Source organism: Streptomyces sp. CMB-StM0423 (assembly GCF_002847285.1).
In the GTDB taxonomy this organism is placed as follows: domain Bacteria; phylum Actinomycetota; class Actinomycetes; order Streptomycetales; family Streptomycetaceae; genus Streptomyces.
Genome location: NZ_CP025407.1, coordinates 5906446 through 5930287, shown reverse-complemented (window position 1 = coordinate 5930287; position 23842 = coordinate 5906446). Strand labels below are relative to the sequence as shown.

General features: G+C 76.1%; 16 protein-coding genes and 1 pseudogene. 7 read left to right on the top strand and 10 right to left on the bottom strand.

What is annotated here, in order from left to right; genetic code table 11:
- Positions 1-14: 14 nt before the first annotated feature.
- The 3 genes from CXR04_RS25715 to CXR04_RS25705 all read left to right on the top strand — a co-directional run bounded on the left by CXR04_RS25715 (position 15) and on the right by CXR04_RS25705 (position 4197).
- Positions 15-815 carry a class I SAM-dependent methyltransferase gene (locus tag CXR04_RS25715; RefSeq protein WP_159072388.1) on the top strand — a complete coding sequence of 267 codons (801 nt, stop codon included), beginning with the start codon at positions 15-17 and terminating at the stop codon, positions 813-815.
- A 109-nt stretch (positions 816-924) separates the two neighbouring features.
- A complete protein-coding gene (locus CXR04_RS25710; RefSeq protein ID WP_101424631.1) occupies positions 925-2118 on the top strand; it encodes a benzoate/H(+) symporter BenE family transporter in 1194 nt (397 codons plus the stop codon).
- A 294-nt stretch (positions 2119-2412) separates the two neighbouring features.
- Positions 2413-4197, top strand: coding sequence for an FAD/NAD(P)-binding protein (locus tag CXR04_RS25705; protein ID WP_101424630.1), 1785 nt, complete (start codon positions 2413-2415; stop codon positions 4195-4197).
- 181 nt (positions 4198-4378) lie between these two features.
- On the opposite strand, the gene CXR04_RS25700 is transcribed toward CXR04_RS25705, so the two are convergent.
- From CXR04_RS25700 to CXR04_RS25660, 8 genes are all read right to left on the bottom strand, one after another.
- Positions 4379-6634, bottom strand: coding sequence for an ATP-binding protein (locus tag CXR04_RS25700; RefSeq protein WP_159072387.1), 2256 nt, complete (start codon positions 6632-6634; stop codon positions 4379-4381).
- A 269-nt stretch (positions 6635-6903) separates the two neighbouring features.
- Entirely contained in the window at positions 6904-8124 is a 1221-nt protein-coding gene (locus tag CXR04_RS25690) for a sensor histidine kinase (protein ID WP_101424628.1), read from the bottom strand.
- Positions 8125-8551: 427 nt separating this feature from the next.
- Complete coding sequence (locus CXR04_RS25685; protein ID WP_101424627.1) at positions 8552-9004, bottom strand: GNAT family N-acetyltransferase; 453 nt, start codon at positions 9002-9004, stop codon at positions 8552-8554.
- A gap of 136 nt (positions 9005-9140) precedes the next feature.
- Complete coding sequence (locus tag CXR04_RS25680) at positions 9141-10406, bottom strand: NAD(P)/FAD-dependent oxidoreductase (protein ID WP_101424626.1); 1266 nt, start codon at positions 10404-10406, stop codon at positions 9141-9143.
- A 473-nt stretch (positions 10407-10879) separates the two neighbouring features.
- The gene (locus CXR04_RS25675) at positions 10880-12148 is read right to left on the bottom strand and encodes a deoxyguanosinetriphosphate triphosphohydrolase (protein WP_101424625.1); all 1269 of its coding nucleotides are present in this window, start codon (positions 12146-12148) and stop codon (positions 10880-10882) included.
- Positions 12149-12292: 144 nt separating this feature from the next.
- The gene (gene nirD / locus CXR04_RS25670) at positions 12293-12676 is read right to left on the bottom strand and encodes a nitrite reductase small subunit NirD (protein WP_101424624.1); all 384 of its coding nucleotides are present in this window, start codon (positions 12674-12676) and stop codon (positions 12293-12295) included.
- Entirely contained in the window at positions 12673-15321 is a 2649-nt protein-coding gene (gene nirB / locus CXR04_RS25665; protein WP_101424623.1) for a nitrite reductase large subunit NirB, read from the bottom strand. The genes nirD and nirB overlap by 4 nt, the downstream gene beginning before the upstream one ends.
- Before the next feature lie 2 nt (positions 15322-15323).
- Positions 15324-16862, bottom strand: a complete 1539-nt coding sequence (locus tag CXR04_RS25660; protein WP_101424622.1) for an NAD(P)/FAD-dependent oxidoreductase — start codon at positions 16860-16862, stop codon at positions 15324-15326.
- A gap of 197 nt (positions 16863-17059) precedes the next feature.
- Between CXR04_RS25660 and CXR04_RS25655 the strand changes: the two genes are divergently transcribed.
- Positions 17060-17839, top strand: coding sequence for a sulfite exporter TauE/SafE family protein (locus CXR04_RS25655; RefSeq protein ID WP_101424621.1), 780 nt, complete (start codon positions 17060-17062; stop codon positions 17837-17839).
- On the opposite strand, the pseudogene CXR04_RS25650 reads toward CXR04_RS25655, so the two are convergent.
- A pseudogene (locus CXR04_RS25650) lies at positions 17827-18758 on the bottom strand (RNA-guided endonuclease InsQ/TnpB family protein). The gene CXR04_RS25655 and the pseudogene CXR04_RS25650 sit on opposite strands and share 13 nt — an antisense overlap.
- 179 nt (positions 18759-18937) lie before the next feature.
- Between CXR04_RS25650 and cutA the strand changes: the two are divergent.
- Positions 18938-19258 carry a divalent-cation tolerance protein CutA gene (gene cutA / locus CXR04_RS25645; protein WP_101424620.1) on the top strand — a complete coding sequence of 107 codons (321 nt, stop codon included), beginning with the start codon at positions 18938-18940 and terminating at the stop codon, positions 19256-19258.
- A gap of 23 nt (positions 19259-19281) precedes the next feature.
- Here cutA and CXR04_RS25640 read toward each other — a convergent pair whose 3' ends face one another.
- A complete protein-coding gene (locus CXR04_RS25640) occupies positions 19282-21387 on the bottom strand; it encodes a molybdopterin oxidoreductase family protein (protein WP_101424619.1) in 2106 nt (701 codons plus the stop codon).
- A gap of 160 nt (positions 21388-21547) precedes the next feature.
- Between CXR04_RS25640 and CXR04_RS25635 the strand changes: the two genes are divergently transcribed.
- Positions 21548-22546, top strand: a complete 999-nt coding sequence (locus CXR04_RS25635) for a CbiX/SirB N-terminal domain-containing protein (RefSeq protein WP_101424618.1) — start codon at positions 21548-21550, stop codon at positions 22544-22546.
- Between the two features lie 122 nt (positions 22547-22668).
- Positions 22669-23832, top strand: coding sequence for an alkaline phosphatase PhoX (locus tag CXR04_RS25630; protein ID WP_101426604.1), 1164 nt, complete (start codon positions 22669-22671; stop codon positions 23830-23832).
- The last annotated feature ends 10 nt before the right edge of the window (positions 23833-23842 follow it).

The following is a 23842-nucleotide window of genomic DNA, read 5'->3' as shown; positions in this document are numbered from 1 at the left end:
CTCTGGGGGCGCGTGTGTCCAACTCAGAACAGGCCGCCAAGCGTTATGTCTTCGACCCGCTGTGGGACCAGGAGACCGAACGGCTGCTGACCAACGAGGCGATCTGGGATCCCGGAACGAGCGAGCGGCTGGACCGGCTCGGCGTCGCCGCCGGCTGGTCCGTGCTGGAGGTGGGCGCCGGCCACGGCGGCACCGCGGAGCGGCTCGCCGAACTCGTGGGCCCCACCGGCCGGGTCACGGCCGCCGACCTGGAGACGGGCCGGCTGGCGCGGCTGAAGGACAAGGGCATCGAGGTGCTCCAGGCCGACATCACCACCGACGAACTGCCCGCCGGGCAGTTCGACCTGGTGCACTCCCGCATGCTCGTCCAGCACCTGCCCGACCGCCCCGCCGCGGTCCGCAAGATGGTCGCCGCGCTCAAGCCGGGCGGCTGGCTGTTCCTGGAGGACACCGACTCGCTGCCGCTCTTCCGCAGCGTGGTCTCCGAGGACTTCCTCCAGGACATCCGCACGGCCGGCTACGGGCTGATGCGCGAGTCCGGGCACGAGCCCCGCGGCGGCCACTTCGACCTCCAGGCGGCGCTGGAGTGCGGCCTGGAGGACGTGTCCGCGGAGGGCCGGACGGTGATGATGCAGGGCGGCTCGGCGCAGGCGCGGCACTACCAGCTCTGGCTGGAGTTCATGCGCCCGCGGATCACCGGCGCCGGGCTCCTCGACGACGCGCGGATCGACGCCGCGCTGGAGGAGATGGCCGACCCGGCGAACCGCTGGCTGAGCCAGATCCTGATCTCCACGTACGGCCGCCGGCCGCGCTGAGGGGCGGCTACCGTGGCCGTGGCCGAGTGGCCGCGCCCGGAGCCGCCGGGGGCGTGCCGGTGCTGACCGGCCCGTCCCGCTCGCCGCACCCGCCTGACCGGAGCGCCCCTTGACCCCTGACGCGGCACCCGCGGCCAAGCGTCGGCCGGCCCTCACCGTCTCGACGGTGGTGGCCGGCGTCGTCGTGGTGGTGGTCTCGTACACCGGCCCGGTCGCCGTGGTGCTCCAGGCCGCGCGCGCCGGGGACCTCACCGCCGGCCAACTGGAGTCGTGGCTGTGGGCGCTGTCGCTGGGCAGCGGCGTGACGTGCGTGCTGCTGAGCCTGGCGTACCGCGCCCCGGTGCTGACCGCCTGGTCGACGCCGGGTGCGGCCCTGCTGGTCACGGCGCTGGCCACGCACTCCTTCGCCGAGGCGATCGGCGCGTACGTGATCGCCGCGGTGCTCACCGTGCTGCTCGGCCTCAGCCGGCTCTTCGGCGCGCTGATGCGGCTGCTGCCGCCGGAGGTCGCGGCGGCCACGCTCGCCGGCATCCTGCTGGAGTTCGGGCTGCGGCTGTTCCGTACCGCGGACGGCGACCTGGCGCTGGTCGTCCTCATGCTCGGCGCGTATCTCGCCGGGCGCCGCTTCGCCGCCTCCTGGGCGACCGCCTGCGCGCTGCTCACCGGCTGCGCCTGGACCACCGCCACCGGCGGCTTCGGCACCTGGTCGGGCGAGGTGGGCGTGGCCGTGCCGGCGTTCACCGCACCGGAGTTCACCCTGGACGCCGCGGTGGGCATCGCGCTGCCGCTGTTCCTGGTCACCATGGCGTCGCAGAACGCCCCCGGGCTCGCCGTGCTCAACGCCGCGGGCTACCACCCGGACGCGGACCGCCTGGTCACCTCGACCGGCGCCGCCTGGCTGGTGCTGGCGCCGTTCGGGGCGCACGGGCTCAACCTCGCCGCGATCACCGCGGCCATCTGCAGCGGCCCTTCGGCCCATCAGGACCCGGAGCGGCGGTACGGGGCCGGGGTGGCGGCCGGCGTCGGCTACCTCGTCGTCGGGGTCTTCGGCTCGGCGTTCCTCGGCCTCTTCGCGGTCCTCCCGGCCGCGCTGGTGGCGGCCATCGCCGGCATCGCGCTGCTGGGCGCGACCGGCGGCGCGCTGGCCGCGGCGACGCGCGACGCGAGCCGGCTCGACAGCGCGCTCGTCGCGTTCCTCGTCACCGCCTCGGGCCTCGAACTCCTCGGCGTCGGGGCGGCGTTCTGGGGGCTGCTGGCCGGGGTGCTGACGCACCTGGCGCTGCACCGGCGGCCGACGGACTGACCGCGCGCTCTTTCCGCCGGAGGCGGCCGGCGGCGGAATTCGTACGGGAGTGGCCGGGGAGTGGCCGGTGATTTCCGTGTGGCACCGCGCACGTGCCGGCTTCCGGGTGCCGGGCAGCGTACGACCGCGGCCCTTCCGGCGACATGGCAATGGCCCCGGCATTCGGCCCCGCGGGCTAGCAAGAATCAGCCGCTGTCCCGGGCCCGCCCGCGCGTTCAGGATGGCTGGGGCCCGACCAGCGACGCTCCGACCCCGCGCACCGGGGGTGAACTCCCCGGAGAGGGAGATCCTTTGATGAGCGAGAAGTCACTCGTGGTGGGAGTCGTCGGCGCCGGGCCGCGCGGCCTTTCCGTGGTCGAGCGGCTCGCCGCGCACGCCCGGCGGCTCGCCGCAGGGCGCGCGGTGACCGTCCATCTCATCGACCCGCGGCCGCCGGGTGCGGGCCGGGAGTGGCGCACCGGGCAGGACCGCTCGCTGCTGCTGGACACGGTGGCGGGCCGGGTGACGGCGTTCGCCGGCGAGGGCGTGACGCCAGCGGGCGCACCGCAGCGCCGCGGGCCCGGCCTGTACGAGTGGGCGCGGGCGCTGGCCCGTTCCGGAGCCGGCGGCGCGGACGCCGCCGAGGCGCGCCGGCTCGGCCCGGACTCGTACCCGACCCGGGCGCTCGCGGGCAGCTACTTCCGCTGGGTGTTCCGTCAGGTCGCCGTGGCGAGCGCGGAGTCCCTGGCGCTGCGGGTGCACGCGGAGGACGCGGTGGCGCTGGACGACGGTCCCGGCGGCACCCAGGAGATCCTGCTCGCCGGCGGCCGGCGGCTGACCGGCCTCGACGCCGTGGTGCTCGCGCAGGGCCGGGTGCCGGTGCTGCCGACCGCGCAGGAGCGCGGACACGCCGCCTTCGCCGCCGAGTTCGGCCTGGTCTACGTCGCCCCCGCGCACCCCGCGGACGCCGACCTGAGCGCGGTCGCCCCCGGCGAGCCGGTCGTCCTGCGCGGCCTCGGGCTGAACTTCTTCGACTATCTGACGCTGCTGACCACCGGGCGCGGCGGCCGGTTCGACCGCGACCGGGACGGCCGGGTCACCTACCGGCCGTCGGGCCGCGAGCCGCGGATCCTGTGCGGCGCCCGCCGCGCGGTCCCGTACGGGACGGGCGGCGGGCACCGCAACGGCGGCGGGCGGCAGGTGCCGCGGGTGTTCACCGAGGAGCTGACCGCCCGGCTGCGCGCGCAGCGCGACGGACCGCTCGACTTCCGCGAGTCCCTGTGGCCGCTCATCGCGCGGGAGATGGAGTCCGCGTACTACACCGCGCTGCTCCCCGGGCGCGACCGGCCGGAGCGGGCACCGGTGCTCAGCGGCGTCCGCCGGGGCGCCGGGACCCGGGCGGACGCCGCGGGCGGGCCGGTCGAGGCCGCCCTCGACGTGCTGCACGACCTGCGCGACGAGGTCCGTCTCGCGGTCGACCACGCGGGCCTGGGCGGCGAGTCGCGCCGCCGCGACCTCGACGGCTGGTTCGCGCCGCTCGGCACCTACCTCTCCGGCGGCCCGGCGGCGCGGCGGACCGAGGAGCTGATCGCGCTCGTCCGCGCGGGGGTGGCCCGGATCGTGGGCCCCGGGATGCAGGTGGCGGCGGACCGGGAGGCGGGCAAGTTCGCCTGCGAGTCGCCGTCGGTCAGCGGCTCGCGCGAGACCGCCCGGGTGCTCGTCGAGGGCCGGCTGCCCGGCGTCGACCTGCGCCGCACCGCCGACCCGCTGCTGCGCCACCTGCTCGACAGCGGGCAGTGCCGCCCGTACGGGCTGGGCCCCGGCAGGACCGGCTACGTCGCGGGCGGACTCGCCGTCACCGGGCGGCCGTTCCACGTCGTGGACGGCGACGGGGTGCCGCACCCGCAGCGGTTCGCCCTGGGCGTGCCCACGGAGTCCGCGGACGGCGTCACCGCGGCCGCGATCCGTCCCTCGGTCGGCTCGGCGACGCTCACCGACACCGACGCCATCGCCCGTGCCGTCCTGGCCCCGGCGGGACCGCCGCCCCGCGGGCGCGACGACCTCAGGGACCGCCGTGCGGAGGAAGCGCGGCGGGGCTGAGCCGGGTACCGGGCACCACCACCGCACGGGGGTGCCCGGTACCCGGACGGAGACCACCGGCCCCCGCGCCGTCGCGCGGGGGCCGGTGCTCGTCCGAACTCCCCCTGCCCGGCCGGCGGGAAGGGGCGTCGGGCTGTCCTGACGGGTTCGCCGCTTGCGGACGGGGGCGCGGTGCGGGGATTCAGCCCGAGAGCCGGGCAGTGGCGCGGCCCTGCACGATGCGGGCCACATGCACCCGGGACGGGCAGTCGAGCCGTTGCATGACCTGCCGCAGGTGGTTGACCACCGTCCACTCGGACAGCTCCAGGGCGCGGGCGATCTGCCGGTTCGTCATCCCCTCGGCCACCAGCTCTGCCACCTGGAGCTGACGGTGCGTCAGCCGCTCAAGGCCGCCGGCGGGCGCGGCCTCCGCCTCCTCGCGCGCCGCCTCGGCCAGCGCGGCGCGCGCGGCGAGGAGCACCCCCCTGCGGCCGTCGGGGGCCGCGGGCTCCGGCGGCACGTCCTCACCCCGCTGCGGGATCCGGTCGGCGAGCGCACCCAGCCGCCGGTACGCCTCCCCGCCGGCCGGCACCGTCCCGGCGGCCGCGACCAGCACGGCGCGCACGTCCCGTACCGGCGCGGCGTGCGCCAGCAGCAGTTCCACCGCTTCGCCGGCGCCGGCCCTGGCCCGGGCGTGGCCGCGCTGCGCCACGGCCAGCGCGGCCAGCGTCAGCGCCGCCTGCCGCGGCTCGCCCAGCTCCAGCAGCCCGCGCGCCGCCTTCACCAGCGGCTCCTCCGGCTGCCGCCTGCCGATCGCGGCGCGCGCGGCGGCGAGCGTACGCAGCACGCGGGCGGCCGCGACCGTGCCGCCCGGGGCGCGCTTGCCGGCGAGCGCGAACTCCGCCTGCTGGAGGGCGCCCACGGCGTCGCCGCGGCCGAGCAGCAGCTCGGCGCGGAGCGCCGCGGCGCGTGCGGCGGCGTCGAGGGAGCGGCCGAGGCGTTCCACGTACACCTCGGCGCGCGCCCAGTCGCCTTCCGTCAGGGCCCAGCGGGCGGCGGCCTCCGCGGCCTGGGCGCCCTCGGCGCCGGTGAGCGCCGCCAGGGAGCCGTCGAGCAGCGCGCCGGCCGTCCCGAGGAGATCGTGTACGGTCCACGCCTCCTCCAGCGCCAGCAGCAGCCGGGCGGCCGCGGCGTGGTCGCCGGCCTCCTGGTTCAGCCGGGCGATCGCGAACAGGTCGGGCGTGCGCTCGGCCACCAGCTCCAGCCAGTAGGCGCGCTCCTTCGGCAGCCGCAGCCCCTGCCGGGCCTGGAGGGCGAACTCCAGCGTGTGCGCGGCGTGCCGCGCCCGGGTGGCCGCCAGGTCCGCGGGGTCCGCGGCCAGCCGCGTGCGGTAGTGCCGGCGGGTGGCGCGGAACATCCGGAACTCGGGCTCCGCACCCTCGCGTTTGACGCTGTGCAGCAGGCTCTTGCGGACCAGCGCGTCCAGGCCCTGCACGGTCTGCGCCCAGTTGAGGCCCGCGACCTGCTGGGCCACGGCCAGGTCGAAGGCGGCCTCGCAGACCGAGAGGCGGCGCAGCAGTTGCAGCTCGCCTGCGGTGAGCGCCGCGTCGCCCCAGGAGAGCGCGGCGTTCATGGAGCCGTGCCGGGACGGTACGTCCACCAGCCGCCTGCTGTAGAGCTGTTCGCCGTCGCGTATGCGCTGGAGCATCCGGCGCGGGCTGAGGGCGCCGACCGCGCGGGCGGCCTCTTCCACCGCCAGCGGCACGCCCTCCAGGAGGGCGCAGATCTCCGCGATGCCGTCGCGGTCCGCGGCGGAGGTGACGGCCCAGCGGTAGTGCGGCTGGAGCCGGGCGACGAACAGCCGCGCCGCGTCGGACGCCGCGGACGGTGCCGCCGTACCGGCGGCGCCGGTGGCCAGCGGGCCGAGCGGGAAGATCCGCTCGGCGTGGATGTCGAGCGCGACCCGGCTGGTGAACACCACGCACAGCCTGGGGATGCGCCGCAGCAGCACGGCGATGTCCCCGGCGACGGCGCGGGCGGCCAGGTCCCCGTTGTCGAGGACGAGCAGCAGCTCGCGGTCGGCGGCGCGGCCGGCGAGCGCCGTCCAGGCCGCCTCCCGGGCGTCGCCGTCCGGCGGCCGGCTCAGTGCCGCCGCGACCCGCGTCCAGACGCCGTCCGCGTCGGCGGCGGCGGCCAGGTCCACGCTCACCGCGGCGCCGGGGTCCGTGCCGGTGCGGTCCGCGAGCGCGGCGCGTACGAGAGCGCTCTTGCCCACGCCCGCCAGGCCGGTGACCGTCAGCAGCCGGCAGCCGGGGGCCGCCAGCCGGGCCCGGACCTCGGCGATCTCCTGCTCCCTGCCGATCAGGGTGTCGTGGAGCCCCGGAGGCCCGTCGGGAGCGAGGTCGGCGTCCCATTCCCCGGGCGCCGTAGAGCGGGTCAGTTCCACGAGAATGCTCACCAGATTGCCCCCTTGGCAGCGTCGATCAGGTGGTCCCCCGAGAGCACCAACAACGTCGCCTCTTCCCGGTGCATCTCATCTCCCCGAATCGCGTGACCAGCGTGCGCTGCGCACATCCAGAACCGCTGAAGGATCGGTGGAAGAGCAGGCCCGGTCACGCGTATCCGCGCAGGTGCGCCCGCAGGCGGGCGCGGGTGCCCGCGCGGCGGGCGGCCCCCGGCCGCGTACGGCCGCCCGAAGGCGGCGGGGCTGCGGCCGCCGCCGCCGGCTCAGGCGTCCGCCTCCCGGGCGCAGGGCAGTACGGCGGCCACCGCGAAGCCGGCCGCGCAGGGGCGGTGGCCCGCGGTGAGCAACCCGCCCACGCTGCGGGCGCGTTCGCGCATGCCCGCGATGCCGTAGCCCTCGCGCCGCGGGCCCGCCGCCGGGAGCGGCTGCCTGCCGCGGCCGGCCGGTCCTTCGTCGGTGACGGAGACCGACAGCGCCTCCGCGTCCTCGTCGTAGCGCACCTCGACCAGCACCCGCACGCCGGGCCCCGCGTGCTGCACGGCGTTGGTCAGCGACTGCTGCACGATCCGGTACGCGGCCGCCCCCACCGCCTGCGGCACCTCCAGCTCCGCCACGACCTCCAGCCGCACCCGCGCACCCGCCGACTGCGCCGCCTCGGCCAGCCCTTCGAGTCCCGCGAGCCCCGGCAGCGGCCCGGTGGCGTCCTGGCCGCCGTCGCCCGTGCGCAGCACCTGGAGCGTCGTGCGCAGCTCCGCGCGGGCGTGCCGGCAGGTGCCGGCGATCCCGTCCAGCGCCTCGGCGACGGCCTTGCGGTCGAGCCGGTCCGGGTCGGAGACGAGGAGGTGGGCGGCGACGGAGGTCTGCACGCCGATCAGCGTGATGCTGTGCGCCAGCAGGTCGTGCAGGTCGCGGGCGATGCGCAGCCGCTCCTCGACCACGCGTCTGGCCGCGGTCTCCTCCCGGGTGCGTTCGGCCCGTTCGGCCCGCTCGACGATCGCGGAGAGGTAGTTGCGGTGCACCCGCGCGGCCTCGCCGAAGAGGGCGACGGCGATGACCCAGCCGGATACCCGCAGGATGTCCATGGCCCGGCTCATGTCGACCGTCGTCAGCACGCCCGTCAGCCCGCCGAGCAGTCCGCCGACGACCAGCACGGTTCGCAGCCGGGGCCCGGCGAAGGCCAGCGAGTAGACGGCGACGACGGTGGCGGGCACGGGCGCGTGGTGGACGTTCTGCAGCCCGTGGTACGGGAGTTGGAAGGCCATGACCGCCACGAATGTCGCCATCGGCGCCGGCCGCCGCCAGGCCAGTGCGGCGCAGTTCGCCATCAGCAGCACCCAGCCCACCGCGTCCGGCCGGTGGGCACCCACCTCGACGTCCGCCAGCAGCGCGAGCCCCGCCGACATCGCCGCCACGGCCACCGCGAGCGCCATGTCCCTGCGGAGGGGCACCACGAACCGCCCCTGTACCGATATCGGTGACGGCATGCGGTTCTTCCTCACCCGGACGGCCCGGTCGTGTCGTCGCGGGGAGGGCCCGGGCGACGGTGGAAGCCCCGCCGGGCAGCCCCTGGGGGGTGCCGCCCGGCGGGGCGGGGACCGCGGGTTCCGGCCGGGGGGACCGGAGCCCGCAGGCTGGTGGGTTGAGCACCGCGCCGGCCGCCGGACGCCGCCCGGCGCGGACCCGGCCGGGGGGAGCGGGCCCGCACGGGAGGCGGACAAGCCGCCGCTGCCCGGACACCTCCCCCACCCGTTCGGGACGACTGCTGTTCCCATGCTGTACGTATCCAGCGTCCCGGCAGCCCGGGCGGGTGTCCTCGCTCCCGCGACCGAGACCGGCGCTACTGCCCCGGGCGACCCGGGCAGGCCGCTACTCCCGCGGGAGTACCCGCCGGTAGTAGTGCGCCCCGTCCGGTCAGCCGCCGGAGGTGAGCTTCCTGGTCATCACGACGTGCGGGCCCACGCCCGCGATGCCGAACTCGGCGCCGCGCACCTCGAAGCCGTGCTTGAGGTAGAAACCGGCCGCCGAGGTACGGGCGTTGCACCAGACCAGGTGCGCGTCGCGGGCCGCCGACTCGGTGAGGCCCGCGGCGAGGACCGCGACGCCGTAGCCCCGCCCGCGGGCTTCGGGCGCGCTGGCCATGCCGCGGAAGCGGTAGGCGGGGGTGCCGTCGCCGGGGAGGAGTTCGGGGCAGAAGGAGACGCAGGCCGCGAGCGCGCCCTGCTCGTCGTACGCGGCGAGGTGGAAGGCGCCCGGCGCGGTGTCCTCCGCGAACTCCGCCTCGGCGGGCGGGCGTCCGGGCAGCAGCACGGAGTGGCGCAGTGCGAAGATCTCGGCGACGTCGACCCGGGCGGTGCGGATGGCCATGCGCCGAGGATAGGCCGGGCCCGCGGGACTCCCGCCGGGCGGGGGGCGCTGCCCGTACGGCGGGACCCTCCCGCGTCGCGGGCCCGCGACCGTCACGTGGACGGCCCGCGGGCCCGCGGCGGCTCGGTCCTGCCCGCTACGCGATCAGGTCCGCCAGCGGCACCGCGGGGTCGCCCAGGCGCTCCGCGTCGACCTTCGCGCCGGAGCGGATCAGGTTCTGGATGCCCTCGGTGACGTCCCACACGTTCATGTTCATGCCCGCGAGCACCCGGCCCTCCTTGAGCCAGAAGGCCACGAACTCCCGCCGCCCCATGTCCCCGCGGCACACCACCTGGTCGTAGGAGCCGGGCGGCGCGTGCCCCGAGTACTCCAGGCCCATGTCGTACTGGTCGGAGAAGAAGTAGGGCACCCGGTCGTACGTCACGTCCTGCCCGAGCATGGCGCGGGCCGCGGCCGGGCCGCCGTTGAGCGCGTTCGCCCAGTGCTCCACCCGCAGCCGGCCGCCGCCTGCGGCGGGGTGCAGGAACGCGGCGACGTCGCCGGTGGCGTAGACGTCCGGGTCGGAGGTGCGCAGCGAGGCGTCGGTGGCGATGCCGCCGCCCTCCGCGGGCGGCACCACGTCGAGCCCGGCGGCCTCGGCGAGCGCGGTGCGCGGGGCGGCGCCGATGGCGGCCAGCACGTCGTGCGCCGGGTGCTCCTCGCCGTCGTCGGTGAGCGCGGCCAGCACCATGCCGTCCTTGCCCGTGATCGCGGTGAGCCGGGCGCCGAAGTGGAACTTCACGCCGTGCTCGCCGTGCAGGTCGGCGAAGACCTGGCCGATCTCCGGACCGAGCACCCCGTGCAGCGGCGTGGGCGCCGGCTCGACGACCGTGACCTCCGCCCCGTAGGTGCGCGCCGCCGCGGCGACCTCCATGCCGATCCAGCCGGCGCCCGCGATGACGAGCTGGCCGTTGTCCCGGCCGAGGGCGGCGAGGACGCCGCGCAGCAGCTCGGCGTGGGCGAGGCGGCGCAGGTGGTGGACGCCGGCGAGGTCGGTGCCGGGGATGTCGAGGCGGCGCGGCTCGGCGCCGGTGGCCAGGAGGAGCTTGTCGTAGTGCACCCGGGTGCCGTCGCCGAGGGTCACGGTCTTCGCGGCGCGGTCGAGCGCGGTGACGGTCTGCCCGAGGTGCAGCTCGACCTCCGCCTCCGCGTACCAGCCGGACGGCTGGGCGAAGACGCTGTCGCGCTCTTCCTTGCCGAGGAGGTAGCCCTTGGACAGCGGCGGTCGCTCGTACGGGTGGTCGCGCTCGTCGCCGATGAGGATGACCCGGCCGGTGAACCCTTCCGATCGCAGCGTCTCTGCTGCTTTCGCACCGGCCAGTCCTCCACCGACGATGACGAACGTCTGATGTGCGTCGACCACTTCACGCCTCCTAGCTCCCTGGCCCCGACCATCCATTTTGCCGTGTCCTCGGCTGCGTTGCCGACACCGCGAGCCTCCCGCACCGAGGCGTGACGGCGGAAGGGGGAGGCGCGCCAGGGCTGGGCGGACGGGCGGGGTGGCGGACGGGCCGGGCGGGACGCGCGACGGCCCGCGAGCGGCGGCGGTGCAGGGGCGGGTGGTGGGAGAACGGGCTGGTGGGGGCGGTGATGGGCGGGTACGGGGGCGGTTCGGGACCCGGGTACGCGACCGGGGGCGCTCCGGGCCCTCCGCCCGCCCCCGTGCCCGACGACGCGCCGGTGGCCGGATCTCGCCGTTCACCCCGGCGGCGGTCGTGGCGCGGGGGGCGCGCTGCCGTTGCGTACGGGGTGCCTCGGTGCCCGCCGCCGGTCCGTACGGCGTGCGCCGCCGTTCCCGTACGGCCTGCGCCACCCCCTCCGGACGCCTCCCCCGCCTTACCCCGTCAGCCGGGCGTGCAGCCGCCGTGCCGCCGCGTCCGTCAGCGCCGCGATCTGGTCCACCACCGCCCGCAGCCGCCCCGCGTCGTCCGCCGCCTCCTCGTACAGCGCCCGGAACTGCGGGTCGAGCCCCGCCGGCGCCCCCGCCGTCAGCGCCCCGGCCAGTTCCCCCAGCACCACCCGCTGGTCCGCCCGCAGCCGCGCCTGGTCGGGGCGCTGCATCACGAACCGGTCCGCGACCGCCTTGAGCACCGCGCACTCCAGCCGCTCCGCCCGCGGCACGATCAGCTCGGCGGCGTAGCGCGACAGCGGCCCCGAGCCGTACGCGGCGCGCGTGGCACCCTCGGCGGCGAGACAGAAGCGGCCGATGAGCTGGCTGGTGGCGTCCTTGAGGCGGGCCTGCGCGGCGGCGGTGCCGTCGTAGCCGTGCGGCCACCACTCCTGGGCCAGCAGCCGGTCGAGCGCCTCGGCCAGTTCCGCGGCGTCCGTCCCCGGGGCGTACCGCCCGGCGGCGACGGCGAAGACCTCGGCCCGCTCCGGCCCGGCGAGCAGCACCGCGGGGTCGAAGTGGCCGGCGTGCAGGCCGTCCTCGACGTCGTGCACGGAGTACGCCACGTCGTCCGACCAGTCCATGACCTGCGCCTCGAAGCAGGTGCGGCCCGCGGGCCCGCCGGGCGCGCCCGCGCGCAGCCAGTCGAAGACCGGCACGTCGTCGGGGTACACGCCGAACTTCACCGCGTCCGGGCCCGCCGGGTGGCCGCCGCGCTGCCAGGGGTATTTGGTGGCGGCGTCCAGGGCCGCCCGGGTGAGGTTCAGCCCGACGGGCCTGCCGTCGTCGGTGAACCGCTTGGGCTCCAGCCGGGTGAGCAGCCGCAGCGACTGCGCGTTGCCCTCGAAGCCGCCGCAGGGCGCGGCCAGCTCGTCGAGCACCTGCTCGCCGTTGTGGCCGAACGGCGGGTGCCCGAGGTCGTGCGCCAGGCACGCGGTCTCGACGAGGTCGGGGTCGCAGCCGAGCGCGGCGCCCAGCTCGCGGCCGACCTGGGCGCACTCCAGCGAGTGCGTGAGCCGGGTGCGGGGCGTGGCGTCGGCGAAGGTCACGGCCTGGTCGTCGCTCACGCCCGGCGTGACGACCTGGGTCTTGCCCGCGAGCCGGCGCAGCGCGGCGGAGTGCAGCACGCGGGCGCGGTCGCGCTGGAAGGCGGTGCGTCCCGGGCGCTTGTCGGGCTCGGGGGCCCAGCGTTCGAGGTCGGCGTCGGTGTACCCCATGGACGGAACGGTAGCCGGGGCAGTGCGCGGGGGTTCGGGCGGTACGGGCCGGACGCCCGGTTCGTACGGGATGGCGTTTCCGGTACGCACCGGTCCTGCCCCCCCGGTGCGCACCGGAACCGCGCCCCGGTCGCGTACCTTCCGCTACGCCGCCACCTCCGCGATCCGCGTCTCGTACGCCGGCACCGCCACCTCCTCGTCGTCCAGGCACCGCCCCGTCGCCAGGTCGAACCGCTGCTTCAGCAGCGGCGACGCCACGAACGGCCGGCCCCCCTCGGCCGGGGGTGCCGACCCGAGCAGCCCCCGCGACAGCACGTACGCGCCGGTGAACGGGTCGCGGTTGCCGATCGCGTAGGCGGCGCCGGTGCGGCCGAGGAAGAGCGCGATCTGCGTGCCGTCCGGCAGCAGCGCCGCGACGCCGCGGCCGCGGGTGAGCAGGGCGAGATCGCACACCGGGTGCCAGCGCCCCGCGGTGCGGATCTCGACGCGCAGGACGGTCCGCGCGGGCGCGTACGCCGTCGTGGTCATGCGGATGCTCCTTCCAGCGTCCCGCGCACCGGGATGGCGGGGCCTGACAACAGGGTGAGGTCGGGCTTGACCTGGTCGCGCTCGGGGACGAACCGCACGGTGGGGTCCGGCACGCCGGGAGCGTTGACGAACGAGACGAAGCGCGCGAGCCGTTCGGGGTCGGCCAGGGTGGCGGCCCACTCGTCGCGGTAGTGCGCGACGTGCGCGGCCATCTGCTCCTCCAGTTCGGCGCCGATGCCGAGGGAGTCGGCGACGACGACGTCGCGCAGGTGGCCGAGGCCGCCCTCCAGCCGCTCCAGCCAGACCGAGGTGCGCTCCAGCCGGTCGGCGGTGCGGATGTAGAACATCAGGAACCGGTCGACGAGCCGGACGAGTTCGTCGTCGGCGAGGTCCTGGGCGAGGAGGTCGGCGTGCCGGGGGGTGGCGCCGCCGTTGCCGCAGACGTACAGGTTCCAGCCGCTCGCGGTGGCGATGACGCCGAAGTCCTTGCCCTGCGCCTCCGCGCACTCGCGTGAGCAGCCGGAGACGGCGGCCTTCAGCTTGTGCGGCGAGCGCAGTCCGCGGTAGCGCAGCTCCAGGTCGATGGCCATGCGGACGCTGTCCTGCACGCCGTAGCGGCACCAGGTCGACCCCACGCAGGACTTGACCGTGCGCAGCGCCTTTCCGTACGCGTGCCCCGACTCGAACCCGGCGTCGACGAGCCGGGCCCAGATGGCGGGGAGCTGGTCGACGCGGGCGCCGAAGAGGTCGATGCGCTGGCCGCCGGTGATCTTCGTGTAGAGCCCGAAGTCGCGCGCCACCTCGCCGAGCACGATCAGCTTGTCCGGGGTGATCTCGCCGCCGGGCACGCGCGGGACGACGGAGTACGAGCCGTTGCGCTGGAGGTTGGCGAGGAAGTGGTCGTTGGTGTCCTGCAAGGCGCCCTGTTCGCCGTCGAGTACGTAGCCGGCGGCGCCGATCTCGGGCGCGAGCGAGGCGAAGACGGACGCGACGGCGGGCTTGCACACCTCGCAGCCGTCGCCGCTGCGCGCCTCCTCGCGGCCGTGCTCGTCGAGGAGGCGGAGGTACGAGCTGATGCGCTTGACGCGGACGATCTCGTACAGCTCGGTCCTGGTGTGGGCGAAGCAGCGGCACAGGCCCTTGTCGACGGCGACGCCGCGGGCCGCCAGCTCGTCGTTGACCAGCGCGGTGAGGACCTTCTCGCAGGAGCCGCAGCCGGAGCCGGCGCGGGTGCACTTCTGCACCTCGCGCGCGGTGGTGCAGTCGTGTTCTGCGACGGCGCCGCGGATGGCGGCCTTGGTGACGTTGTGGCAGTTGCAGACCACGGCGTCGTCGGGGAGCGCGGCGGGCCCGAGGGCCGCGGGTGCGCCGGCGCCCGGGGGGAGCACCAACTGCTCGGGCGGCACGGGCGGCACGCTGCCCGTGAGCGGGCGGAGCATGCCGTACGCGTCGGTGTCGCCGACGAGGACGCCGCCGAGGAGGGTGCCGTCGCGGGCGACGACGAGCTTCTTGTAGAGGCCGGCGCGGGAGTCGGAGTAGACGACGTCGAGGCAGTCGGCGGCGGTGCCGAGGGCGTCGCCGAAGGAGGCGACGCCGACGCCGAGGAGCTTGAGCTTGGTGGAGGTGTCGGCGCCGGTGAAGGTCCTGGGGGCGGCGGCGGGGGCGTGTGGGGCGGCGGCGATCGCGGCGGCGGCGGTCTCCGCCATCTCGTACCCGGGTGCGACCAGCCCGTAGACCCGGCCGTCCGCGGCCTGCGCGCACTCGCCGATGGCGAAGACCGCGGGGTCGGAGGTACGGCACCGCTCGTCCACGGCGACGCCGCCGCGCTCGCCCACGGTCAGGCCCGCCTCGCGGGCGAGCCGGTCCCGGGGGCGTACGCCCGCGGAGAAGACCACGAGGTCCGCGGCGACGGCCGAGCCGTCCGACAGCTCCATCGCGGTCACCGCGCCCGCGGCGCCGGTGCGGATCTCCTGCCCCGCGACCCCGGTGTGCACGTCGAGCCCCAGGTCGCCGATGGTACGGCGGAGGGCGGCGCCGCCGCCCTCGTCGACCTGGACGGGCATGAGCCGCGGCGCGAACTCCACGATGTGCGTCGCCAGCCCCAGCCCGCGCAGCGCCCCCGCCGCCTCAAGACCGAGCAGTCCGCCGCCGACGACGACGCCGGCGGTCGCCCCCTGCGCGTACGCCTCGATGGCCAGGACGTCCTCGACCGTGCGGTAGACGAAGCAGCCGCGGGCGTCCTTGCCGGGGACGGGCGGGACGAAGGGATACGAGCCGGTGGCCAGCACCAGCACGTCGTACGGGACGGTGCGGCCCGCGGCGGAGGTGACGGTGCGCGCGGCGCGGTCGACGGCGACGGCGGGGTCGCCGACGTGGAGTTCGATGCCGTGCCCGGCCATGAACCCGTCGGGGGTGACGGAGAGTCCTTCGGGGGTGGTGCCGGAGAAGTAGGAGGTGAGGTGCATGCGGTCGTAGGCGGGCCGGGGCTCTTCGCAGAAGACGACGACGCGGTGGGTGTCGGTGACGCGGTGCTCGGCGAGGGCTTCGAGGAAGCGCTGCCCGACCATGCCGTGTCCGACGAGCACGAGGGTGCGGGGTGCCTGCGGCGGCTGCGGAGCCGGCGGCGTGCGGGTGGTCGTCGACATCGTCAGGAGCCTCCGAGGTGATCGGTGAGCAGGTGGTGCAGCGGGGTGCCCGGGGGCAGCGGCGCGTCGCCCTCCCAGGCGCGGGCGAGGGTGCCGACCGCGGCGAGGTCGCCGAGGAGGATGCCGCCGACGAGCCGGTCGGCGCGGACGACGACCTTGCGGTAGACGCGGCGGGTGGCATCGGCGAGGTGCACGACGTCGTCGCCGGGGGCGGGCTCGGTGACGCCGAAGGCGGCGAGGTCGAGGGGCGTGTCGGCGGCGGAGAGGGTGAGGCGGGTGAGGGCGCGGGTGCCGGTGTAGCGGTGTGGTGGGGTGCCGGTGAGGACGCGGGCGAGGACGTCGGCCTGTTCGAGGGCGGGGGCGGCGAGGCCGTAGAGGACCCCGGCGTGCTCGGCGCAGTCGCCGATGGCGTGGACGGCGGGATCGGAGGTACGGAGTTCGTCGTCCACGACGACGCCCGCGCCCACGTCGAGCCCGGCGGCCCTGGCGAGCCCGACGCGGGGCCGAACACCGCAGGCGAGGACGACGAGGCGGGCGTCGAGCACGTACCCGTCCGCGAGTTCGACGCCGGTGACGGATCGAGTGGTCGCGCCTGCGGCGCGGGAGGCGGCTGCACGGGCCGTGTCCACGGGTGCCTCGGAGCCATCGCCGGACCCGGCGCCGCAGGCGCTACGGGCCGCGGGCCCCGCAGGCGCGGCGGAGCCGCCGCCGGGGGCACGACGCGCCGAAGGTCGCGGCGCGCGGCCCGGGTCCGGCACCACCGGGTCCGGTGTCACACCCCGGACCCGGCCCTCCCCGCGCACGCCGTCACTCCCGTCCCCGGGCACCGCCGGCCGTGTGCGCACCCCCCGTACCCGGCACTCCGTGTGCACCTCTACGCCCAGGTCCTCAAGGTGGCCCCGCAGCAGGCGGGCCGCGGGCGGGTCGAGTTGGCGCTCCATCAGGCGCTCCCCCTGCTGCGCCAGCACCACCCGCGCGCCGCGGCGGGCCAGCGCCCGGGCCGCCGAGACGCCGAGCAGCCCGCCGCCGACCACCACCGCCGCCGCGCCCGGGATCGTCGCCGCGGCGAGCGCGAGGCAGTCGTCCATCGTCCGGAAGGCGTGCACCCCCGCTGGCAACGCGACACCGGCACCGCCGACGCCGTCGCCGTCGTCATCGAACAGCCCGCGCAGCGGCGGCAGCACCGGCCAGGCGCCCGTGGCCAGCACCAGCACGTCGTACGGCACCGCCCGCCCGTCGTCGCACTCCACCCGGCGCGCGGCGCGGTCGACGCGCACCGCGCGCACGCCCCGCAGCACGCGGACCGCCGGGGCCGCCGGGAGGTCGGGCAGGCGGATCACGTCCGGCGCGTAGCGCCCGGCGAGGACGTCGGCGAGCAGCACCCTGTTGTACGGGGCATGCGGCTCCTCCCCGACGACCGTCACCCGCGCGCCGGCACCGGCGAGCTGCCGCGCGAGCCGCGTACCGGCCATGCCGCCGCCGACGATCACGACGCGGCGCCCCCCGGCGGGGCGGTCGGCTACGGGCTCGGTCAGGCTCATGCGCCCACCTTGCGGCGGGGCCGTTACCCCGCCGCATCCCCCCGGTTTCCACCGCGCAACGCTGCCCTCAGCACCCCCCGGACGGCACTGTGAGCGCCGGGCGCTCCCCGCCCCGACCTCTGCACGAAGCCGCCCCGGACCCCGGCCCCACCCCGCCTCCAAGGCGGCTCCCCACCCCGGGTTACGCTCGCCCGACGATGCCCGACATACCCCTGTTGACCCTGGTCATGCTGTGTGTCGCCGCCGCCGCGGCAGGCTGGATCGACGCCGTGGTGGGCGGCGGCGGGCTGCTGTTGCTGCCCGCGCTGCTGCTGGGGTATCCGCATCTCCAGCCCGCGTATCTGCTCGGCACGAACAAGGCCGTGGCCATCGTCGGTACCTCCGCCGCGGCGGTGACGTACGCCCGCAAGTCCCCCGTCGACGTACGGCTCGCCGTGCGCATCGGGGCGGCGGCGCTCGCCGGCTCCGCGCTGGGGGCGTTCTTCGCGGCCGGGGTCGGCAGCGACGTGCTGCGGCCGGTGATCATGGTGGTGCTGCTCGCGGTGCTCGCGTTCGTCGCGCTGCGCCCGTCGTTCGGCACGGACGCCCCCGCGACCGGCCCGGTGACGCCGCGCCGGGTCGCCGTCGCGGTGGCGCTCGCGGGGCTGGGCATCGGCTTCTACGACGGGCTGATAGGCCCGGGTACGGGCACGTTCCTGGTGCTCGCGCTGACGGCCGTCCTGCAGATGAACCTGGTCCAGGCGTCCGCCACCGCCAAGATCGTCAACGTCTGCACCAACTTCGGCGCGCTGGTGATGTTCTCGGTCCAGGGCACGGTCCTGTGGTCGCTGGCCGTCGTGCTCGCGGTCTTCAACCTGGGCGGCGGCTGGCTCGGCGCGCACATGGCGCTGAAGAAGGGCAGCGGCTTCGTCCGCGGCGTCCTGGTCGTCACGGTCGCCGGTCTGGTCGCCAAGCTCGCCTACGATCAGTGGGCTTGACTCCTCCCCCTCATAAAGGAGAGAGGGATTCCTGGCTCACGTCGCCCGCCCCCCGGCGAGGGTGCAGGTCTTACACGGTCAGCGCCAGCCGGGTTGAAGACCAGCCCGGACGAGCATCACGCGGGCGGAATTCTTGTCCCGGGGCCGGGACACTCCGCACGCGGTGCACGTATATGTTCGTTCCGAGAGAGGCAGCGCGTGCTTGGTTCTCGCTCCGCAGTCTGCGCAATCCATGGTGGTGTGCGCCGGGTGCACCAAGCGCACGATCCAGCCGTGCTTGCGGCCCATCTCGACCAGCGCGGCCTTGGTGGCGCCGATCGCCGCGTCAGCGGCCTTACGGGCCATGGTCGACTTCGCGAGGAACTTCGGGCGGAAGTCCTCGACGGCCAGGGCGTCATGGTCACGGACGACCTTCTTGGCCCACTTGCGGCCGGTGTCCTGGCGTTGCCGGGCGACCTTCTTGTGGAGCTTGGCGGCATGCCGCTTCGCTTCGCGGTAGCCGTTCGATGCGGCCTGCCCGCGCTTCGGCTTCCTGCGTCTGGCTGATGCCCCAGTCGATACCGATCACATGCCCGGTGACGGGAAGCTGCTCGGTCACGGCGGGGACGACGAAGCTCGCCCACCAGTGCCCCACCGCATCCACCTGCTGCTGCGGAACACAGGCCCCCTCGCGCAACCACGGGGTGCGGGCGCGGGCCCGGGTCAGCATCGCCGCAAGCTGCACCGGCCCGCACGTCGCCTTCCCACCCGTCGCCCGGTTGTGCCGGTGCACCTGCCTGGACTTCGCGACGCATTCATTCCACACCCGGCGAACCCGGCCCCACTCAGCTTCAAGAGCCGTGCGGTCCGTAGACGACACGCGAAGACGGAAGGTGTACCGAGCATGCCCGGCCGCTTCCGTAGCCTCTGCTGTCGTCATGCATCAGAACCTAGCGGGGAGGACTGACAATTGACCCGCTCAATCCCTGCGGTGTCCCCCACCTTCAGCTTTGGTGCACGCCCCATCACCCTGACGGCCACTCGGCTCTCTGCCCCGCACCAGCGGAGGCTCCACTTCCTCCCCCGGCTGAAGCCGGGGGTATCCACGAAGGAGACCTGATGACGGACTTCCTGACAGTGCTCACGACGACGGACGCCCGGGAGAAGGCCGACTCGCTGGCTCGCGGGGCGGTGGAGGCGAGGCTGGCGGCGTGTGCGCAGGTGAGCGCGGCGGTCACGTCGGTCTACCGCTGGCAGGGCGCGATCGAGGAGACCAGGGAGTGGCAGGTACTCCTCAAGACAACGGCCGCGCGCTACCCGGAGCTGGAGACCCATCTGCGCGAGGCGCACGACTACGACGAGCCGGAGATCATCGCCACCCCGGTGACCCACGGCAGCGCCGGGTACCTCGCCTGGGTGGAGCGGGAAGCGACGGCCTGACGCCGCGTAGGGGGTGACCCCCGCTACTCCCCCGCAGGACCCGCCCGCTCCACGCGCACCGCGCACACCTTGAACTCCGGCATCCCCGACACCGGGTCAAGCGCCGGGTTCGTCACCGTGTTCACCCGCCCCGCGCCCGGCCAGTGGAACGGCATGAACACCGTGTCCGGCCTGATCGCCGTGGTGATACGCGCCGGCGCCACGGCCCGGCCGCGTCGGGAGAGAACCGCGACCGGGTCGCCCTCGTCGGCGCCCACGCGGGCGGCCAGCTCCGGGTGCATCTGCACGTACGGGCCCGGGGCGGCCGCCGTCAGCTCGGGGACCCGGCGCGTCTGGGCGCCCGACTGGTACTGGGCCAGCACCCGGCCCGTCGTCAGCCACACCGGGTACTCCGCGTCCGTCTCCTCCGCGGCGGGCCGGTGCTGCACCCCCGCGAACCGCGCCCGCCCGTCCGGCGTCGCGAACCGGTCGAGGAACATCCGCGGCACCGGCTCGCCGCCCTCCGGGCACGGCCAGAACACGCCGCCCTCCGCCTCGATCCGGGCGTACGTGATCCCCGAGTAGTCCGCCTTCCCCCCGGCCGACGCCCGCCGCAGCTCCGCGAAGACCTCCTCCGCCGCCACCGGGAACCCCGCCGCCCGCGCAGGCGCCAGCCGCTCGGCGAGGCCGCGCAGCACGTCGAGGTCGCCGCGTACCCCGGGCGGCGGGTCGGCGGCGCGGCGGCGCAGCAGCACCCGCCCCTCCAGGTTCGTCAGCGTGCCGGTCTCCTCCGCCCACTGCGCCACGGGCAGCACGACGTCCGCGAGCGCCGCCGTCTCCGACAGCACCACGTCCGCGACGGCCAGGAAGTCCAGCGACCGCAGCCGCCGTTCGACGTGCGCGGCGCGCGGCGCGGAGACCACCGGGTTGGAGCCCATGAGCAGCAGCGCCCGCACCCCGTCGGGCCCGGGGGCGCCAAGGGCGTCGAGCAGTTCGTACGCGCTGCGCCCGGGGCCCGGGAGCGTACCGGGGTCGACGCCCCACACGGCGGCGACGTGGGCGCGGGCGGCGGAGTCGCTGAGCAGCCGGTAGCCGGGGAGCTGGTCGGCCTTCTGGCCGTGTTCGCGGCCGCCCTGCCCGTTGCCCTGGCCGGTGAGGCAGCCGTAGCCGGAGAAGGGGCGTCCTGGGCGGCCGGTGGCCAGGCACAGGTCGATCCACGCGCCGACCGTGTCGGTGCCCTTGGCCTGCTGCTCGGGGCCGCGGGCGGTGAGCACCATGGCGGCCCCGGGGTCGCAGAACAGCGCGGCGGCGCGGCGCAGTTGCGGTACGGGCACGCCGGTGATCCGCTCGACCAGCTCCGGCCAGTGGGCCATGGCGGCGGCGCGGGCGGCGGGCCAGCCGGTGGTGCGCTCCGCGATGTAGGCGTCGTCGGTGCGGCCTTCCGCGATCACGAGGTGCAGCAGCCCGAGGGCGAGCGCGAGGTCGGTGCCGGGGCGGGGGGCGAGGTGCAGGTCGGCCTGCTCCGCGGTGCGGGTGCGGCGCGGGTCGACGACGACGAGGGTGCCGCCGTTGGCGCGCAGCTCGGTGAAGTAGCGCAGGGCGGGCGGCATGGTCTCGGCGGGGTTGGCGCCGACGAGGATCACGCAGCCGGTGCGGGGGATGTCGGCGAGGGGGAAGGGCAGGCCGCGGTCGAGCCCGAAGGCGCGGTTGCCCGCGGCGGCGGCGGACGACATGCAGAAGCGGCCGTTGTAGTCGATCTGGGAGGTGCCGAGGACGACGCGGGCGAACTTGCCGAGCGCGTACGCCTTCTCGTTGGTCAGCCCGCCGCCGCCGAAGACCCCCACGGCGTCCGCCCCGTGCCCGTCCCGGGCCGCGGCGAGCCCGGCGGCGACGCGGTCGAGCGCCTCGGTCCAGGAGGCGGCGCGGAGAGGTGCGGCGGGGTCGTCGCGGTCGTCGCGTACCAGCGGCTGCGTCAGCCGGGCGGCGGAGTCGAGGACGGCGGGCGCGGTACGGCCCTTGCCGCACAGGGCACCGCGGTTGACGTCGAACGCCGGGCGCTCCCGCACGTCGAGCCCGCCGTCGGCGGCGGCCGGTGCGAGCGTCATGCCGCACTGGAGGGAGCAGTAGGGGCAGTGGGTGTCGACGGTCATGGGGTGAGGGTGCGGGACGGATGTCACCCCCGGTGGACGGGGGTATTACGGGCGCGGTTCGCCGTCCTCAGCGGCGGGGGCGTACGGGAGTGAGCAGCCGTCAACAAGGCGACGCGGCGCGGAAACGGTGCCGCAACGGCGGTGGGCCAGGCTCGCGGGTATGACGACCGCGGCAGAGCTGATGAGCAGGATCACCGCCGAGCTGAGCACGGGTCTTGCGGCGGCGGGGAGGGGACGCGGGCGCCCCACGCTGGTGGCGGTGGCGCACGGGAGCCGGGATCCGGCGGCGGCGCGTACGGTACGGGCGCTGCTGGCGGCGGTACGGGCGCAGCGCCCGGGGCTGCGGGTGCGGCTGGGGCACGTGGAACTGAACGAACCGCTCCTGCGGGACACGTTGAGCACGCTGACGGGCGAAGCGGTCCTGGTCCCCCTGCTCTTCGCCCGGGGCCACCACGTGACGAGGGACATCCCGGAGACGCTGCGGGCGGCGGCGGAACACGGCCGCGGGACGCACGCGGAAAGCCCCGCCCACCCGGCCGCCCACGGACCCGGCACGCGCACCGCCGGCACCCGCGGGTCCGGCATCCCCGGATCCGGCACCCCCGCCCGCGCCGACCCCACCACTCCTCAGGGACCCACCGCCGGCGGCCGCCCCGGCCCCCGGGCCCCCGCCCTCGCCGCCCGCGTCGCCGCGCCCCTCGGCCCGCACCCCCTCCTCGCCGCCGCGCTCGCCGGCCGGCTGGCGGAAGCCGGGTGGCGCGGCGACGGGGTCGTGCTCGCCGCCGCCGGGTCGCGGGCCGCCCCGGCGGCGGCCGACACCGCCGCCACCGCCGCGCTGCTCGCCGGCCGGCTCGGGGTGCCCGTGCTGCCCGCGTATGCCTCCGCCGCCGCGCCGACCGTCGCGGAGGCGGCCCGTGCCCTCGCCGCCCGGGGCTGCCGCCGCATCGGCGTGGCCTGCTGCTTCACCGCACCCGGCCTCTTCGCCCACCGCACCGCCGCCGACGCCCGCGCCCTCGGCCTGACCTTCGCCGCGCCGCTCGGCGCGCACCCGGCGCTGGCGCGGCTCGTACTCCACCGCTACGACGAAGAACTCGCCTGCGCCGGCACCCGGGCCGGCGCCCCCGCTACCCCCGCCGCCACCGTCCGCGCCGCCGCCTGACGGCGAGCGGTCAGCTCTGCGTAACCGGACTGTTGCCGCTCCGTCAACCTCGCAGTTCTATGGTGCGAAGGCGGCCCGCGGGCGGCTGTCCCGGGCTCCCCCACCTCAAGGAGTGGATGGTCGTGGAGCGCCGTTCTTTCCTGCGCGGAGCGGTCGTCAGCGGTTCGGCGGCGGCGTTCGGCGGCAGTCTGTGGCGGGGATCCGCCGCCGCGGATCCGGCACAGCCGGGGGCCGGCCCGTACGGGGCGCCCGGCCCGGCGGACGGCAACGGGATCCGGCTGCCGCAGGGCTTCACCAGCCGGGTCGTGGCCCGCTCCGGGCAGCAGGTGGCGGGTACGTCGTACACCTGGCACCCCGCGCCCGACGGCGGCGCCTGCTTCGCGGACGGCGACGGCTGGATCTACGTCTCCAACTCCGAGGTCACCCCCTCCGGCGGCGCCGGCTCGATCCGCTTCACCGCCGCCGGCGAGGTGGCGGGCGCGTACCGCATCCTCTCCGGGACCCGGCAGAACTGCGCGGGCGGCAAGACCCCGTGGGACACCTGGCTGTCCTGCGAGGAGGTCGACCGCGGCTACGTCTACGAGACCGACCCCTGGGGCGCGAACGCCGCGGTCCGGCGCGACGCGATGGGCCGCTTCAAGCACGAGGCGGCGGCCGCGGACCCGGAGCGGAAGGTCGTCTATCTGACCGAGGACGTATCGGACGGCTGCTTCTACCGCTTCCGGCCCGCCACCTGGGGCTCGCTCTCCGCCGGCACCCTGGAGGTGCTGCGGATGGGCTCGGGCACCTCGGGCCCGGTGACATGGGCGCAGGTGCCGGACCCGAGCGGCGCGTCGACGGCGACGCGGAACCAGGTGGCGGGTGCGAAGCGGTTCGACGGCGGCGAGGGCTGCCACTACGCGAGCGACAGCGGCACCTGCTGGTTCACGACGAAGGGCGACGGCCGCGTCTGGCAGTACGACGCGGCGGCGCAGACCCTGGAGCTGGCGTACGACGACTCCCTGATACCGGGCACCGCCCCGCTCACCGGCGTCGACAACGTCACCGGCAGCCGCTCCGGCGACCTCTACGTCGCCGAGGACGGCGGCAACATGGAGATCTGCCTCATCACCCCGGACGACGTCGTCGCCCCGTTCCTGCGCGTGGAAGGACAGGGCGGCTCGGAGATCACCGGCCCGGCCTTCACCCCGGACGGCACCCGGCTGTACTTCTCCAGCCAGCGCGGCACCACGGGCAGCTCCTCGGGCGGCGTCACGTACGAGATAACGGGCCCGTTCCGCACATGAGCCCGCGCGC